Below are 16,120 nucleotides of genomic sequence, written 5' to 3' on the forward strand. Positions count from 1 at the left end.
AAAGGCAATCAGGCAGACAGCAGCAAGGCTTGCGCGCCCTGCGCCGCAGCTGCCACGCGGGCAGCGGCCAGGGGCTCGGCCATGCGAGCAATGCTCACGACATGGGCCACCGGCGCGAAGGTTCGCCGGTGCTCCTCGCAGGCACCGTGCAGGCGCAGCGCCGCAAGGTGGGCCGCCGTTCCGTAGCCCTTGTGGCCGTCGAAGCCGTATTCCGGATATTGCTCATGCAGCCGTTCGCACCAGCGGTCGCGCGTGACCTTGGCCAAAATGGAGGCGGCCGAGATGGCCTGCACCAGGGAGTCCCCCTTGACGATGGCCTCGGCCTGCACATCCAGCACAGGCAGCTGGTTGCCATCCACCAGCACGAGCACCGGCTTCAGGCGCAGGCCCAGCACCGCGCGGCGCATGGCCAGCAGCGTGGCCTGCAGGATGTTCAGGCGATCAATCTCCTCGACCGAGGCCTCGGCAATGCTGCAGCATAGTGCCTTGGCACGGATCTCGTCATAGAGTGCCTCGCGGCGCGCAGCCGTGAGCTTCTTGGAATCGTTCAGGCCCTCGATGGGATTGAGATCGTCAAGAATGACAGCAGCGGCCACGACAGGGCCGGCCAACGGGCCGCGGCCCGCTTCGTCCACGCCCGCAACCAACCCCGGCGGATGCCAGGGCAGGCACGCCTGTTCAGGCGGCAGTGGGGGCAATGATTTTCTCGATCGCATGGGCGGCCAGTTCGGCAGTATCGCGCCGCAATTCATGGTGCAGCGCTGTGAAGCGCTGTACCAGCGCCTCGACGGTTGAAGGGGAATGTTCGCACGCCTGCAGCCATTGCAGCACAGCCGCGCTCAGCGCCTGGGGCGTTGCCGCATCCTGGATCAGCTCGGGCACGACGAAATCGCCGCACAGGATGTTGGGCAGGCCCACCCAGGGCTGCAACTGCTTGCCACGCATCAGGCGCCAGCTCCAGGGGTGCATGTTGTAGCCGATGACCATGGGGCGCTTGTACAACGCGGCTTCCAGCGTGGCCGTGCCGCTGGCGATCAACGTCACGTCGCAGGCTGCCAATGCATCATGGGACTGGCCGCGCACGATGTGCAGCGACGAGGCCATGCCGGACTCCTGGGCAATGCGCCGCAACTCGTCCAGTTGCGAAGGCACGGCAGGCACTACTATTTTAATAGCTGGCAGCGCCTTCCGGACCAAAGCTGCAGCCTGAAAGAAACGGGCTGCAAGATAGCGGATTTCGGAGCGTCGGCTGCCGGGCAGCACGGCCAGCACCAGACAATCTTCCGGCAGACCCAGCCGACGGCGCGCGGCGGCACGGTCGGGCTGCAGCGGAATCACGCTGGCCAGGGGATGACCCACGTAGGTGGCATCTATGCCGTGACGGGCCAGCAACTCGGGCTCGAAGGGAAAGATGCACAGCACATGGTCGGCCGCACGCCGGATTTTCTCGACGCGATCGGCACGCCAGGCCCAGATCGAGGGGCAGACGAAATGCACGGTCTTGATGCCCGCAGCCCGCAGATCGGTCTCCAGGCCCAGGTTGAAGTCGGGCGCATCGATGCCGACAAAAACGGCTGGCGGCTGCTTGAGCAGGCGCTGGCGCAACTGCCGGCGGATGTTCAGAATCTCGGCCAGCCGGCGAAACACTTCCCAGCTGTAGCCATGCACGGCCAGCCGCTCGCAGGACCACCATGCCTCAAAACCGCGCTGCTGCATTTGGGGCCCGCCGATGCCAAAGGCCGAAGCCTCGGGCCAGCGGGCCTGCAGCCCACCCAGGAGCAAGGACGCCAGCAGGTCGCCTGAGGTTTCCCCGGCGACCATGGCAATCGATGGACTCAGGCGCGCCAATGGCGCCGCGTTCTCTGTCATGCCGTCCTTTCGCGCGCCGGATCAGCGCGCAATGCCCCGGGTCGAAGCGGCCAGAAAATCCAGCATCAGCGATACATCGGCAGCGGCCTCGGGCTGCTCGCCAGCCAGCGCTCCGATGGCGTCGCGCGCGGCCTCCAGGGTCAGCCCCTGGCGATACAGCAGACGGTGCATCTGCTTGATGGCCTGGATACGCTGCGGCCCGAATCCGCGCCGGCGCAGGCCTTCGATATTGAAGCCACGCACGGACAGGGGATTGCCATCCACCAGCATGAAGGGCGGCACATCCTGCGAGATATGGCTGGCAAAGCCCGCCATGGCATGGGCCCCCACCTTGGTGAACTGGTGCACGCCCGTCAGGCCGCCCAGGATCACATGGTCGCCCACATGCACGTGGCCGGCCAGGGTGGCATTGTTGGCCAGGATGGTGTGGCTGCCCACGACGCAGTCGTGGGCCACATGCACATAGGCCATGATCCAGTTGTCATGGCCGATGACCGTGACACCCTGGTCCTGCACGGTGCCCGCATTGAAGGTGCAGAACTCGCGCACCGTGTTGCGGTCACCGATGACAAGCCGCGTGGGCTCGCCTGCGTACTTCTTGTCCTGGGGCTGCGCGCCCAGGGACGCGAACTGGAAAATCCGGTTGTCGCAACCAATGCGGGTATGGCCTTCGACAACGCAATGCGCGCCAATCGTGGTGCCGGCGCCGATTTCCACATGCGGCCCGATGACGGCATAGGGGCCAACCGACACCGATGAATCCAGCTGTGCAGCGGAATCTATCAGTGCCGTGGGATGGATGCGTTCAATGCCAGCCATGCGCCCGTCAGCCCACGTTGCGCATGGTGCACATCAGCTCGGCTTCGCAGGCCACTTCGTCCTCGACGCGGGCCACGCCCTTGAACTTCCAGATGCCGCCGCGAACGCGATCGATGGTGATCTCCAGCACCAGCTGGTCGCCCGGCTCCACGGGGCGCTTGAAGCGCGCACCGTCGATGCCCACGAAGTAGTAGATGTTGTTTTCGTCGGGAACCTGGCCCATGGCATCGAAGGCCAGCAGGCCGGCAGCCTGCGCCAGCGCCTCCAGGATGAGCACGCCCGGCATGACGGGACGGCCTGGGAAATGGCCCATGAAATAGGGCTCGTTGAACGTGACGTTCTTGATCGCCTTGATGCGTGTATTGCGCTCAAGCTCCGTGACCTTGTCCACCAGCAGGAAGGGGTAGCGGTGGGGCAGTTGCTTGAGAATTGCGTGAATATCCATCATTGCGTTCCGTTATGGCCTTGATCCGCCGATTGCTGCAGTTGCCGCTCCAGGGCCTTGATGCGATCGCGCATGGAGTGCAGCTGCTTCAGCGTCGCAGCATTTTTTTCCCATTTGGCGTTTTCATCCACGGGAAACATGCCCGTGTAAACACCTGATTGTGTCAGCGAACGGGTCACTACCGTCGCTGCCGAAATATGCACCCTGTCGGCCAGCTGCAGATGGCCCAGCACGATGGCGCCGCCTCCCACGGTGCAATGCGCGCCAATGCGCGCGCTGCCGGCCACCCCCACGCAACCGGCCATGGCCGTATGCTTGCCGACGTGCACGTTGTGACCGATCTGGATCAGATTGTCGAGCTTGACCCCGTCCTCGATCACCGTGTCGTCCAGCGCTCCGCGGTCTATGCAGGTATTGGCGCCGATTTCCACATCGTCGCCGATCCGCACGCCACCGAGCTGCTCGATCTTCACCCATGCTCCGTTCTCAGGCGCAAACCCGAAGCCGTCCGCTCCCAGCACCACGCCGGAATGCAGCAGACAGCGCGCCCCCACATGGCAGTTCTCGCCAATGGTGACGCGCGACTTGAGCACGGTGTGGGCACCGATGGTGGCACCCTCTTCAACCACGCAGAGCGGGCCGATCGTGGCAGAGGCATCAACGATGGCACTCTCGTGCACCACCGCGCTTGGATGAATACCGGCCGGCGCCACAGACCTGCAGTTCCGCTTCCACCACTGCGTGGCCCTGGCGAAGTAGGCATACGGGTCAGGGACCACGATGCAGGCACCCCGCTGCTGCGCCAGTTCACGCATGGCGGGCGCCACAATAACGCAGGCCGCCTCGGAGGCGGCCAGTTGCTGGCGGTAGCGGGGGTTGCTCAGAAAACTGAGATCCCCGGCCCCGGCGGAATCCAGCGGTGCGATGCGGGAGATGGACATCTCCCTTTCGCCACCGACCAGTTCGCCACCGAGTGCATCGAGGATCTGACCCAACAATACGCTCACGGCATGCAGCCCTGGACGCTGGCTTACTTGCCGCCGCCGTTCAGCGCCTTGATCACTTTGTCAGTGATGTCGTACTTGGGGTTGATGTAGACGGCTTCCTGGAGGATGACGTCGTACTTCTCGGATTCGGCCACTTGCTTGACCACCTTGTTGGCGCGCTCCAGCACTTGTGCCAGTTCCTCGTTCTTGCGGGAGTTCAGGTCTTCCTGGAACTCACGGCGCTTGCGCTGGAACTCGCGGTCCTGGTCCACCAGCTGACGCTGACGGGAGACGCGCTGGCTTTCGGCCATGGTGGGCGCTTCACGCTCGAACTTCTCCGAAGCGCTCTTGAGCGTATTGCCCTGGTCGACCAGTTCCTTCTCACGCTTGGAGAATTCCTGCTCCAGCTTGGACTGCGCAGCCTTGGCCGTCGACGCTTCACGGAAGATGCGGTCCGTGTTCACAAAGCCGGCCTTGAACTCTTGAGCATGCGCAGAAACAGCCATGGCGCCAAGCAGCACAGCCAGGGAAAAATGGCTAGATAGAGATTTCATTAGAAAGAGGTTCCGATTTGGAATTGCAGTCGCTGGATTTTATCCCCGGTCTGCTTGCGGATGGGTTGAGCAAAGGCGAGACGCAGGGGGCCCAGCGGGGAAATCCAGCTGATGCCCAGGCCCGTGGAAGCCCGCAGCTCCCCGAGATCGAAGTTCTCGTTGGCCCCGTAGACATTGCCCACATCGAGGAATGTAAAAAGACGCAAAGTCCTGTCATTGCCGGCACCGGGGAAGGGAATCATGAACTCTGCGTTCAAGGTCACCTTCTTGGAGCCGCCAAGCGCCAGGTTTTCCTTGGTGTCGCGCGGACCCAGCGAGCCCTGCTCGAAGCCACGCACCGAACCCAGGCCACCCGAGAAGAAGTTCTTGAACAGCGGGAACGGACGGCCATTGAGGCCCTTGCCGTAGCCCAGTTCACCGTTCAGTGCCAGCGTGTACTTCTTGCTCAGCGGGATGTACTGCTGGATCTGGTAGTTGGCGCGCACATAGCGGGCCTCGCCACCCACCGACCACTCGGTGTTCAGGCGCTGGTAGAGACCCGAGTTGGGCGCCAGCGCGCTGTCACGGCTATCACGTGACCAGCCCAGAGTCAGCGGAATGCCGGTGTTGGAGTAGCCGTACTTGTCGGCATAGTCCTTGTACGCCTGGGGCAGGTAGGTGCCGGGCTTGATTTCGGAGCGCTCCACGCCGCCGCCGAAATACACCGTGTCGATCTCGCTGAAGGGCACGCCAAAGCGCACGCTGCCGCCCGAGGTGACGATCTTGTAGGCCGCATCGTCGTAGTAGGGGCGGTCAGTGCGGTAGTACAGGTCGTAGGTGCGCGAGATGCCGGTGTCCGTGAAGTACGGATCCGTGGTGGACAGCACCATGGTGCGGCGGTACTTGCTGGTATTCACGTCCACGCCCAGGTAGTTGCCCGAGCCGAACACGTTTTCCTGCTTGATGCCGAACGACAGCGAAACCTTTTCAGCGCTGGAAAAACCAGCGCCCAGCTGCAGCGAGCCGGTGGGCTTTTCAGCCACCGAGATGACCAGATCCACCTGGTCGGGCGAACCCGCCACCTCCTGGGTCTCGACATTGACCTCGGTGAAGAAGCCCAGGCGGTCCACACGGTCGCGCGACAGGCGAATCTTGTCGCCGTCATACCAGGAAGCTTCGTACTGGCGGAATTCGCGGCGGATCACTTCGTCGCGCGTGCGGTTGTTGCCACTGAGATTGATGCGTCGCACATAGGCGCGGCGAGAAGGCTCTGCGTGCAGCACCAGGGCCACGCGGTTGGTTGCACGGTCGATGTCCGGCACGGCCTCGACGCGTGCAAAGGCAAAGCCGAAGTTGCCGAAGTGCTCGGTGAAGGCCTTGGTCGTCGCCGTGACCTGGTCGGCGTTGTAGGGCTCGCCGGGCTTGATCTTGACCAGGGACTTGAATTCGTCGTCGCGGTCAAGGTAGTTGCCTTCCAGCTTGACGCCGGAGACCACGAAACGCTCGCCTTCATGGATGTTCAGGGTCAGCGAGATGGTCTGCTTGTCGGGCGAGATGGCCACCTGGGTGGAGTCCACGCGGAACTCCAGGTAGCCACGCTGCAGGTAGTACGAGCGCAGCGTTTCCAGGTCGGCGTTGAGCTTGTTGCGCGCATAGCGGTCCGACTTGGTGTACCAGCTCATCCAGTTGCCGGTATCCTGATCGAACAGATCCTTGAGCGTGGATTCGCTGAAGGCCTTGTTGCCGACGATGTGGATCTCGTTGATGCGGGCCGGATCGCCCTCGGTCACCGTGAAGGTCAGGTTGACGCGGTTGCGCTCGATGGGCGTGACCGTGGTGACGACCTCCGCGCCATAAAGGCTGCGGTTGATGTACTGGCGCTTGAGTTCCTGCTCGGCACGGTCGGCCAGGGCCTTGTCGAAGGGACGACCTTCTGCCAGGCCCACATCGCGCATGGCCTTTTGCAGGGTTTCCTTGTCGAACTCCTTGGTGCCGGCGAAGTTCACCTCAGCGATGGTCGGGCGTTCTTCGACGACGACAACGAGCACGTTGCCATTGGCTTCGAGGCGGATGTCCTTGAACAATCCCAGCGCGAACAGCGATCGGATCGCAGCTGCGCCCTTGTCATCGTCATACTGGTCGCCCACGCGCAGCGGGATGGATGCGAAGACCGTGCCCGGCTCCACGCGCTGCAGGCCTTCGATGCGGATGTCCTGTACCCGGAAGGGCTCCAGCGCCCAGGCTGCATTGGCAGCCAAAACCATGGCAGCCAGGGTCGATGCAGCGCGCACGCCCAGGCGATTGATACGTTTAGTCATGAATGGATTTGCCGCCGCTGCGGCTTGCCGAAAACGGCTGAAAAGTTAGCCCCAAAGCCGGTTGATATCGTTGAAAAAGGCGACGGACATCATCATCATCAAAACCGCCACGCCTGCACGCTGCAAGCGCCCGGCCCAGACTTCCGACACGCTTCGGCCAGTCACGCCCTCCCAAAGATAATACATCAGGTGCCCGCCATCGAGCACCGGCAGGGGGAGCAAGTTGAGAACCCCCAGGCTGATGCTTATCAGCGCCAGGAACGAGAGGTATTGAACCAGGCCCATGCTGGCCGAGCGCCCTGCATAGTCGGCAATGGTCAAGGGGCCGCTGATGTTCTTGAGCGATGCCTCGCCTATCACCATGCGGCCCATCATGCGCAGCGTCAGCGACGAAAGCTCCCAGGTGCGCTGCACGCCAGCCCACAGGCCTTCCAGCGGACCGCGCTGCACCAGAGCCATCTCGGGAGCACTGCCGATGTAGGCACTGATGCGGGCAATGCTCTCCTTGCCATCTTCCGAGCGGCCCAGATCGGGCAGCACGGGGATCTGCAGTTGCCTGCCATCGCGCTCCACCAGCCAGACCTGCTGCTGGACCTGGCCCGATGCACCCATCTTGCGGATGAGATTGCGCAGTTGGGTGCCGTCATCCACCGGGGTGCTGCCCACGCGCAGCACCAGGTCGCCCTGGCGCAAGCCGGCCTTTTCGGCGGCACCACCGGCAATCACCTTGTCCAGCACGGGCTGCGTCCAGGGCCCCAGCAGGCCCAGGCGCTCGAAGAAGGCGGCATCGGGCTCGCCCTGCACCTGCCCGGCCAGCGCCAGCCGCAGTTCGGACGGTGCGGTGCGCCGGCCCTGGAGCACTTCCATGCGCACCGACTCATCATCGAGCGCGGCGCGCGTCAGTGTCCAGCGCAGATCATTGATGGAGCGGACCTCTTCCCACTCCTGGTCGCCCAAGGCGATGCGCAGCACGCGATCGCCGCCCTGCACGCCCGCCATCTGCAGCACCGTGCCCGCCGGCGGCGTGGCCAATCGCGCCACGGGCTCCTGCATGCCCATCCAATTGACGATGGCCAGCAGCGCAATGGCCAGCACGAGATTGGCCACCGGGCCTGCCGCCACGATGGCCGCACGTGCACGCAGCGGCTGGGTGTTGAATGCCAGATGGCGCTGATCGGCCGGGACTTCGCCCTCACGCTCGTCGAGCATGCGCACATAGCCGCCAAGCGGCAGTGCACCGATGACGAATTCCGTGTCCGAACCTTTGCGCTTCCAGCGCAGGATGGGGCGACCGAAGCCGACGGAAAACCGAAGTACCTTCACGCCGCAGGCCACAGCGACGCGGTAGTGGCCCCACTCGTGGACGGCAATCAGCACGCCCAGCGCGACCACGAATGCAACTACGGTCAGCAACAATTGATACTCCTTTGAATCCAATGCGCACCTGGATACCGCCGCAGGCCCACCGAGAAACCCGGTCTGGCCCGCGAAGCCGGCATTACAGCTGCCACTGCCGCGCCACGGTGTGCGCGATTTCGCGGGCCTGGGCGTCCAGGGCCAGCAGATCGTCCAGGCTGCCCAGTGTAGGCGGCAGCAAGGTTTCGAGAGTGCGCAAATTCACAGCGTGGATACGGTCAAATGCCAGGCGTCGCTCCAGGAAGGCGGCAACGGCGACTTCATTGGAAGCATTGAGAACCGCCGTAGTTCCCTCGCTGGCGAGCAGCGCCTGCCAGGAAAGATGCAGGCCCGGAAAGCGCACGGCATCCGCCTCTTCAAAGGTCAGGGCCGACAGCTTCGCGAAATCCAGGGGCGCCGCGCCGCTGGCGATGCGCCGTGGCCAGGCCAGGCCGCAGGCGATGGGCACGCGCATGTCGGGCGTGCCCAGTTGTGCCAGCACCGAGGCATCCTTGAACTGCACCATGGAGTGCACGATCTGCTGCGGGTGGATGACGACCTTGATCTTGTCGGGAGCCATGTCGAACAGCCAGCGTGCCTCGATGACCTCCAGCGCCTTGTTCATCATGGTCGCCGAGTCCACGGAGATCTTGCGCCCCATGGAGAAGTTCGGGTGCGCGCAGGCCTGCTCCGGCGTGATCTCGGACAAGGTGGCCGGATCGCGCAGGCGAAAGGGTCCACCCGACGCCGTGAGCAGCAGACTGTCCACGCGATCGGGCCAGCTGGCTCGGTCTTCCGGCAGGCACTGGAAAATGGCCGAATGCTCGCTGTCTATGGGCAGCAGGGTCGCGCCATGGCGCTTGACCGTGTCCATGAACAGTGCGCCGCCAACGACCAGAGCCTCCTTGTTGGCCAGCAGCAGGCGCTTGCCCGCGCGCGCGGCCGCCAGACAAGGCGCAAGGCCCGCCGCACCGACGATGGCAGCCATGACGGCATCGACCTCGGGATGCGAGGCGATCTGCTCCAGCGCGTCTGGCGACTGCAGCACTTCGGTCGCCAATCCATTGCTGCGCAGCTGCTCAGCCAGCAGCTTCGCGTGTGGCGCGCTGGCCATGACGGCATAGGCGGGCTTGAATTCGGCGCACTGGCGCAGCATCAGGTCCACTTGCGTGGCCGCGCTGAGTGCAAAGACCTCGTAGTGCTCGCGGTGGCGCGCCACCACGTCCAGCGTATTGGTACCGATGGAGCCCGTGGAGCCCAGGACGGTGATTTTCTGCTTCATGAATGCGCGAAAGAGGAAAGCATCATGGCCAGCGGAAGGGTCGGCAGCAGGGCATCGACGCGATCAAGCACGCCGCCATGGCCGGGCAGCAGACCACTGCTGTCCTTGACACCCACGCTGCGCTTGACCAGGGATTCGACCAGGTCGCCGACCACGCTCATCGCGGCCATGAACACAACCGCCAGCAGCAGGAACCAGGCCCCGCGCGCCAACAGCAACGAATAGAAACTGGGCACGGCCACCGCGTAGTGGCGGTCCGCCCAGACCCAGGCCAAGGCCAGCACCAGCACGCCGGCCATGCCGCCCCACACGCCTTCCCAGCTCTTGCCAGGACTGATGGACGGCGCGAGCTTGGACTTGGTGAATTTCAGGCCCAGGGTCCGGCCTGCGAAATAGGCAAAGACATCGGCCACCCAGACCAGCACCAGCACCGACAGCAGGAAGTTGATGCCCATCATGCGTGCCTGCACCACGGCCACCCAGGCCAGCCACAGGGCCAGCACTCCGCCAACCAGTCGCACAGGCCCCGCAATGCGCGGCCAGCCGGCCACGCCTGCGCGCAGCAGTGCCGCGCCGCCCAGCACCCAAGCGGAGCCAGCGACCACCCAGACCGCGGTCAGGGGACGCTCCAGCCAGCCTGCGGCCCAGGTCCCCACGCACATCGCCGTGCAGATGGCACCTATGCCGATGGCACCAGCGGAGCCAAAGCCGTTGAGACGGCCCCATTCCCAGGCACCCGCCGCCATGAGCACGAGCACCACCACGGCGAACGGAACGCCCGTCGGGTAGAACAGCGCAGGCAGCAAGATGGCCAGCAGGATCAGGGCGGTGATGACTCGCTGCTTGAGCATGGCTCCCCCTTGTTCAGGTCGTCTGTTGATGGGACGACTTCGATTGTGATTGGTGTACTTGCGCGGAGGTCTGGCCGAAGCGCCGCTCGCGCGAAGTGAAGGCGGCAATGGCCTCGTCCAGGCAGGCCTCGTCGAAATCAGGCCACAGGCTGGCACTGAAGAAGAGCTCTGAATACGCGGCCTGCCACAACAGGAAGTTGCTGATGCGCATCTCCCCGCCAGTGCGGATCAGCAGGTCCGGGTCGGGCACATGGGACAGCGCGAGTGCGCGGTCCAGGCTCTGCGGGGTGATGGGCTCGCCCTGCTCTGCCAGCCGGGCTGCGGCCTGGGCAATGTCCCAGCGCCCGCCGTAGTTGAAGCAGACATTGAGCACCAGGCGGTTGTTGTGTGCCGTGACCTGCTCGGCCTGGGCCAGGCCTGCGCACACTTTCTCGCTCAGGCCACTGCGGTCGCCGATGAAGTGCAGGCGCACGCCATCGCGGCTCAGCTGCTGCACTTCCTTGGCAAGGGCATTGGCCAACAGGCCCATGAGACCGGAAACCTCCTCTTCGGGGCGGTTCCAGTTCTCGGAAGAAAAGGCGAAGACGGTCAGGACCTGCACGCCGCGCTGGACGCAGGCGCGGGCACAGCGGCGCAGCGATTCCACGCCCTGCTTGTGGCCGGCCAGTCGCGGCAGAAAGCGGCGATTGGCCCAGCGTCCATTGCCATCCATGATGACGGCAATATGGCGCGGCACCGCGCCGGAGTCTTGGTTTGTCAAAGGTACGGGCCCTGAGGCAAGCGAGGCAGAACGCCTCAGACCGCCATGATGTCTTGTTCCTTGGCAGCCACCAGCGCGTCGATCTCGGTGATGTGCTTGTCGGTCATCTTCTGGACATCGGCTTCGCAACGCTTTTGATCGTCTTCCGAGGCTTCCTTGTCCTTGACCAGCTTCTTGACGGCTTCGTTGGCGTCGCGGCGCAGGTTGCGCACGGCGATCTTGGAAGCTTCGCCTTCGTTGCGGGCCAGCTTGGTCATTTCCTTGCGGCGCTCCTCGCTCATGGGAGGCATGGGCACACGGATCAGATCGCCCAGCGAGGCAGGGTTCAGACCCAGATCGCTTTCGCGAATGGCCTTCTCCACCTTGGCGGACATGCTCTTTTCCCAGGGCTGCACGCTGATGGTGCGCGCATCGAGCAGGTTCACGTTGGCCACCTGGGACAGCGGCACCATGGAGCCGTAGTAATCCACATGGATGGAGTCCAGCAGCGAGGGGTTGGCACGGCCGGTACGCACACGCGCAAGATTGTTCTTGAGCGCTTCGATGGACTGGCCCATCTTGGACTCGGTGGTCTTCTTGATGTCTGCAATCGTCATGTTCTTGTTCCTTGAAGAGCTGTGAAACGCGGGATCAAAACGCTCAAGCGTACACCAGCGTGCCCTCATCCTCGCCCATGACCACGCGCTTGAGCGCGCCGGGCTTGATGATGGAGAACACCCGGATCGGCAGCTTCTGATCGCGGCACAGCGCAAAGGCAGTGGCGTCCATGATGCCCAGGTTGCGCGAAATGGCCTCGTCGAAAGCCAGCTTGTGATAGCGGGTCGCGTTGGGATTCTTCATCGGGTCGTCGGTGTAGACACCATCGACCTTGGTGGCCTTGAGCACCACTTCGGCACCGATCTCCGCGCCGCGCAGTGCCGCGGCCGTGTCGGTCGTGAAGAACGGGTTGCCGGTGCCAGCGGCGAACACCACCACCTTGCCCTCTTCGAGATACTGCAGGGCCTTGGGGCGCACATAGGGCTCCACGACCTGCTCGATGGCAATGGCCGACATGACACGGGCGATGAGGCCCTGCTTGTCCATGGCATCGGCCAGGGCCAGGGCATTCATCACGGTGGCCAGCATGCCCATGTAGTCGGCGGTGGCGCGGTCCATTCCGACCGAACCACCAGCCACGCCACGGAAAATATTCCCTCCACCGATCACCACGGCCACCTGGACACCCACGCGGGTGACTTCGGCGATTTCGGAGACCATGCGCTCGATGGTGGCACGGTTGATGCCGAACGAGTCGTCGCCCATGAGCGCCTCACCGGACAGCTTGAGCAGGATGCGCTTGTGGGCCGGTGCGGCGTTGGACATGGTGTTTCTCCGAAAGGTGGATGGTGGTGGATGGTGAAGGGAACGGTTCAGGCGCTCAGACGAATCAGGCGCCGGCCTTGGCAGCGGCCACTTGGGCAGCCACTTCGGCAGCGAAGTCGTCAACCTTCTTTTCGATGCCTTCGCCGACCACGTACAGGGTGAAGCCCTTGACGTTGGTGTTGGCGGCCTTGAGCATCTGGGCCACGGTCTGCTTGCCGTCGGCAGCCTTCACGAAGACTTGGTCGGCCAGCGAGACTTCCTTCAGGTACTTCTGAACCGAGCCTTCGACCATCTTGGCGACGATCTCGGCAGGCTTGCCGGATTCGGCAGCCTTGGCGGCAGCAACGGTGCGTTCCTTTTCGATCAGCTCGGCAGGCACGTCAGCGCTGGTCACGGACACGGGCTTCATGGCGGCCACGTGCATGGCGACATCCTTGGCAGCGGTTGCATCGCCTTCGAACTCGACGATCACGCCGATGCGCGAACCGTGCAGGTACGAAGCCAGGCTGGTGCCGTCGAAACGCTTGAAACGGCGGAAGGACATGTTCTCGCCGATCTTGCCGATCAGGCCCTTGCGCACGTCTTCCAGGGTGGGGCCGAAACCGTCCTGCTCATAGGCCAGGGCGCTCAGCGCGGCCACGTCAGCGGGGTTTTGCTCGGCGACCAGCTTGGCGGCGGCATTGGCCATCGCGATGAAGCTGTCGTTCTTGGACACGAAGTCGGTTTCGCTGTTGACTTCGATCATGGCACCCTTGTTGCCATCGATGAAGGCGGTGATCACGCCTTCTGCGGTCACGCGCGAGGCAGCCTTGCCAGCCTTGGTGCCCAGCTTGACGCGCAGCAGCTCTTCGGCCTTGACCAGATCGCCCTCGGCTTCGGTCAGGGCCTTCTTGCATTCCATCATGGGCGCGTCAGTCTTTGCGCGCAGTTCAGCCACCATGCTTGCGGTAATTGCAGCCATCGTATTTCTCCAATGTCAGTTCGATTCGTTACAGGATTTCGGCTAAAAAAACGGGGCTACCCTGAGCCCCGCTTCTTATTCAGCGACGAGGTCGCTCAGCCGGACAAGCTCAATCAGGCAGCGGATTCTTCCACTTCCACGAACTCGTCACCGCTCTCGCCGGATGCAGCCTTGACCACGTCGGTCAGTGCAGCAGCGCGGCCTTCCAGGATCGCGTCGGCGATGCCTTGGGCGTACAGTTGCACAGCCTTGGCAGAGTCGTCGTTACCGGGGATGACATAGTCGATGCCTTCGGGGTTGTGGTTGGAGTCAACCACGCCAACCAGGGGGATGCCCAGCTTCTTGGCTTCGGCCACGGCGATCTTGTGGAAGCCCACGTCGATCACGAAGATGGCGTCGGGCAGGCTGTTCATGTCCTGGATGCCGCCGATGTCCTTTTCCAGCTTTTCCAGTTCGCGAACGAACATCAGCTGTTCCTTCTTGCTCATGGCTTCCAGGCCGGCTTCTTGCTGGGCCTTCATTTCCTTCAGACGCTTGATGGACGTCTTGACGGTCTTGAAGTTGGTCAGCATGCCGCCCAGCCAACGCTGGTCAACGAAGGGCACGCCAGCGCGCTGGGCTTCAGCAGCCACCATCTCGCGGGCTTGGCGCTTGGTGCCGACCATCAGGATCGTGCCGCCGTTGGACGCCAGTTGCTTGACGAACTTCTGGGCGTCCTGGAACATCGGCAGCGACTTTTCCAGGTTGATGATGTGGATCTTGTTGCGGTGACCGAAGATGAAGGGGGCCATCTTGGGGTTCCAGAAACGGGTCTGGTGACCGAAGTGGACGCCTGCTTCCAGCATCTCGCGCATAGTGACGGACATATGAATACCTCAAAGGTTAGGTCTAAAATCCAGCCCGACAATTGCCCCCTGAAGTACAGGGCGCAACACCTTGAAGGGACTGGTTTGCGATTGACTTTGCGCAGGATCCCCAAGCATGGGCAGGCGTTCTTGACGAACACCCCGCACCCAAAAGCTCTCGCCTGACCCCCGGCAATCGCGGAGAAAATCAGGGGGAACCCCCAGCAAAGCCGCAAGATTCTAGCACACGCCACCCCTCAATCGAGGCTTCGCTCTCAAAGCGCGCCCACCACCCCTCACGGCCACGGCAGTTGCACAAGATGCACACACTCCTGTAGTGATAGCTGCATCCGCTTGATAATCCGGGCACTTCAGCAGATTCCACCCAAAAATGAACATCGCGATTGTGGGCGCCGGCAGCATTGGCGTTGCGACAGCCCACGCACTGGCACAGGCCGGCCACGAGGTCACCGTCTACGAGCGTCACGGCACCGCTGCCGAAGAAGCCAGCTTCGGACATGCCGGCTGGCTGGGCCCCAGCCTGCTCCAGCCCTGGAGCGTACCCGGCCTTTCGACCGCCGAACGCTCCCCCTCCCTTCCCGGCCGGCAGGCCCTGCCGCGACTGGGCCCCGGAAACCTCGCAGCCCAGCTGCGCTGGCTATGGCAATGGCGCCAGGCCGGACGGCAACTGCGCAAAGGTAACGTGCCCACAGCCGCCATGGCGGCGCTGGAGGCGCTCACTCAGCGCAGCCAGCAGTTCCAGCAATCGCTGTGGCGGCAATGGGAGTTTGACCCGGAATATGTCGCCGGAAGCCTGGTGCTGCTGGGCAGCGAGGCCGAGCACGAACAACTCAAGCCTGCGCTGGACGCACTGGCCGAGGCCGGCACACGCTGCGAGGCACTGGATGCCGCCCAGACCCGGCTGCGCGAACCCGCGCTGGGCGAGGAAACCACGCTCGCAGGCGCCCTGTATTTTCCACAGGCAGGCGCAGCCAATGGCCGCCTTGCCACGCTGATGCAACGCCAGGCAGCGCAGTCGGCAGGAGCACGATTCGAGACGCAGCGCCTGGTGCAGAGATTGCAGCCCGGCGGCGCCGGGCGCACCGCACGCCTGCAATTGCTGGGCGAAGACCCCCCCCGTTCGCACGACGCCATCGTCGTCTGCGCCGGCGCCGAGGCCGCGAACCTGCTCACGCCGCTGGGCCTGCGCCCACCCATGATCGCCCTGCACGGCTATGGCGTCAGCGCCCCTTTGCGCGAACAAGGTTATGCCCCCGCCACGCCATCGTGGACTGGAGTGAGCAGATGACCCTGGTCCGCCTGGGCCAGCGCATGCGCATCGTGGCCGGCGCGGAGCTGGGCCGCCGCAGCCCCATGCATGAGGCCACGCTGCAGCGCATGTATCACCGCCTCAACATGGTTTTTCCCGGCAGCGCGGTGCTGGCCTCGGGCGTGCAGATCTGGCATGGCACGCGCATGTGCACGGCCGATGGACTGCCGCTGGTGGGCGCCAGCGGACTGCCCGGCATCTGGCTCAACCTGGGACACGGCAGCTGCGGCGCCGCCATCGCGCAGGGGTGCGCAAGCATGCTGAGCGACCTGATGGACAACCGCGCCAGCTTCCTGGACAGCGCACTGCTCGACCCGCGCCGCTTCGGCTGATCGCCACCCGTCCGCCACCCGGCGGCGGACCG

At 63.9% G+C, this 16,120-nt stretch carries 17 protein-coding genes; 2 read left to right on the forward strand and 15 right to left on the reverse strand.

Features of this window, described 5'->3' with window-relative positions; all coding sequences use genetic code 11:
* Positions 1-8: 8 nt before the first annotated feature.
* From rnhB to rpsB, 15 genes are all read right to left on the reverse strand, one after another.
* Entirely contained in the window at positions 9-716 is a 708-nt protein-coding gene (gene rnhB / locus CLV01_RS23155; RefSeq protein WP_012206733.1) for a ribonuclease HII, read from the reverse strand.
* Positions 679-1,869, reverse strand: coding sequence for a lipid-A-disaccharide synthase (gene lpxB / locus CLV01_RS23160; RefSeq protein WP_097201686.1), 1,191 nt, complete (start codon positions 1,867-1,869; stop codon positions 679-681). Before lpxB ends, rnhB begins: the two co-directional genes overlap by 38 nt.
* A 21-nt stretch (positions 1,870-1,890) precedes the next feature.
* Complete coding sequence (gene lpxA, locus CLV01_RS23165) at positions 1,891-2,688, reverse strand: acyl-ACP--UDP-N-acetylglucosamine O-acyltransferase (RefSeq protein WP_099733104.1); 798 nt, start codon at positions 2,686-2,688, stop codon at positions 1,891-1,893.
* Positions 2,689-2,695: 7 nt separating this feature from the next.
* Positions 2,696-3,136, reverse strand: coding sequence for a 3-hydroxyacyl-ACP dehydratase FabZ (gene fabZ / locus CLV01_RS23170; protein WP_012206736.1), 441 nt, complete (start codon positions 3,134-3,136; stop codon positions 2,696-2,698).
* Positions 3,133-4,140, reverse strand: a complete 1,008-nt coding sequence (lpxD, locus tag CLV01_RS23175; protein ID WP_034365561.1) for a UDP-3-O-(3-hydroxymyristoyl)glucosamine N-acyltransferase — start codon at positions 4,138-4,140, stop codon at positions 3,133-3,135. The genes fabZ and lpxD overlap by 4 nt, the downstream gene beginning before the upstream one ends.
* Positions 4,141-4,163: 23 nt before the next feature.
* Positions 4,164-4,673: an OmpH family outer membrane protein gene (locus tag CLV01_RS23180; RefSeq protein WP_013801453.1), complete on the reverse strand. Its 510-nt coding sequence runs from the start codon at positions 4,671-4,673 to the stop codon at positions 4,164-4,166.
* Positions 4,673-6,970 (reverse strand): outer membrane protein assembly factor BamA, encoded by a 2,298-nt coding sequence (gene bamA, locus CLV01_RS23185; RefSeq protein WP_013801452.1) that lies wholly within the window; start codon positions 6,968-6,970, stop codon positions 4,673-4,675. The genes CLV01_RS23180 and bamA overlap by 1 nt, the downstream gene beginning before the upstream one ends.
* 45 nt (positions 6,971-7,015) lie before the next feature.
* Entirely contained in the window at positions 7,016-8,386 is a 1,371-nt protein-coding gene (gene rseP / locus CLV01_RS23190; RefSeq protein WP_034396168.1) for an RIP metalloprotease RseP, read from the reverse strand.
* Between the two features lie 82 nt (positions 8,387-8,468).
* Positions 8,469-9,647, reverse strand: a complete 1,179-nt coding sequence (gene ispC, locus CLV01_RS23195) for a 1-deoxy-D-xylulose-5-phosphate reductoisomerase (RefSeq protein ID WP_043819021.1) — start codon at positions 9,645-9,647, stop codon at positions 8,469-8,471.
* Positions 9,644-10,498, reverse strand: coding sequence for a phosphatidate cytidylyltransferase (locus CLV01_RS23200; protein WP_063325296.1), 855 nt, complete (start codon positions 10,496-10,498; stop codon positions 9,644-9,646). Before CLV01_RS23200 ends, ispC begins: the two co-directional genes overlap by 4 nt.
* Before the next feature lie 13 nt (positions 10,499-10,511).
* Entirely contained in the window at positions 10,512-11,258 is a 747-nt protein-coding gene (gene uppS / locus CLV01_RS23205; protein WP_065346073.1) for a polyprenyl diphosphate synthase, read from the reverse strand.
* A gap of 35 nt (positions 11,259-11,293) precedes the next feature.
* The gene (gene frr, locus CLV01_RS23210; RefSeq protein WP_012206744.1) at positions 11,294-11,854 is read right to left on the reverse strand and encodes a ribosome recycling factor; all 561 of its coding nucleotides are present in this window, start codon (positions 11,852-11,854) and stop codon (positions 11,294-11,296) included.
* Positions 11,855-11,897: 43 nt separating this feature from the next.
* Complete coding sequence (gene pyrH / locus CLV01_RS23215) at positions 11,898-12,620, reverse strand: UMP kinase (RefSeq protein WP_012206745.1); 723 nt, start codon at positions 12,618-12,620, stop codon at positions 11,898-11,900.
* A gap of 64 nt (positions 12,621-12,684) precedes the next feature.
* Positions 12,685-13,581, reverse strand: a complete 897-nt coding sequence (tsf, locus tag CLV01_RS23220) for a translation elongation factor Ts (protein ID WP_013801447.1) — start codon at positions 13,579-13,581, stop codon at positions 12,685-12,687.
* A 113-nt stretch (positions 13,582-13,694) separates the two neighbouring features.
* Positions 13,695-14,447, reverse strand: a complete 753-nt coding sequence (gene rpsB, locus CLV01_RS23225; RefSeq protein WP_012206747.1) for a 30S ribosomal protein S2 — start codon at positions 14,445-14,447, stop codon at positions 13,695-13,697.
* 370 nt (positions 14,448-14,817) lie between these two features.
* On the opposite strand from rpsB, the gene CLV01_RS23230 reads away from it, so the two are divergent.
* Positions 14,818-15,735, forward strand: coding sequence for an FAD-dependent oxidoreductase (locus CLV01_RS23230; RefSeq protein ID WP_257221473.1), 918 nt, complete (start codon positions 14,818-14,820; stop codon positions 15,733-15,735).
* The gene (locus CLV01_RS29745; protein WP_257221474.1) at positions 15,732-16,088 is read left to right on the forward strand and encodes an FAD-dependent oxidoreductase; all 357 of its coding nucleotides are present in this window, start codon (positions 15,732-15,734) and stop codon (positions 16,086-16,088) included. Before CLV01_RS23230 ends, CLV01_RS29745 begins: the two co-directional genes overlap by 4 nt.
* Positions 16,089-16,120 lie beyond the last annotated feature (32 nt).

The sequence above is a fragment of the Delftia sp. 60 genome, assembly GCF_002754395.1.
GTDB lineage: Bacteria > Pseudomonadota > Gammaproteobacteria > Burkholderiales > Burkholderiaceae_C > Comamonas > Comamonas acidovorans.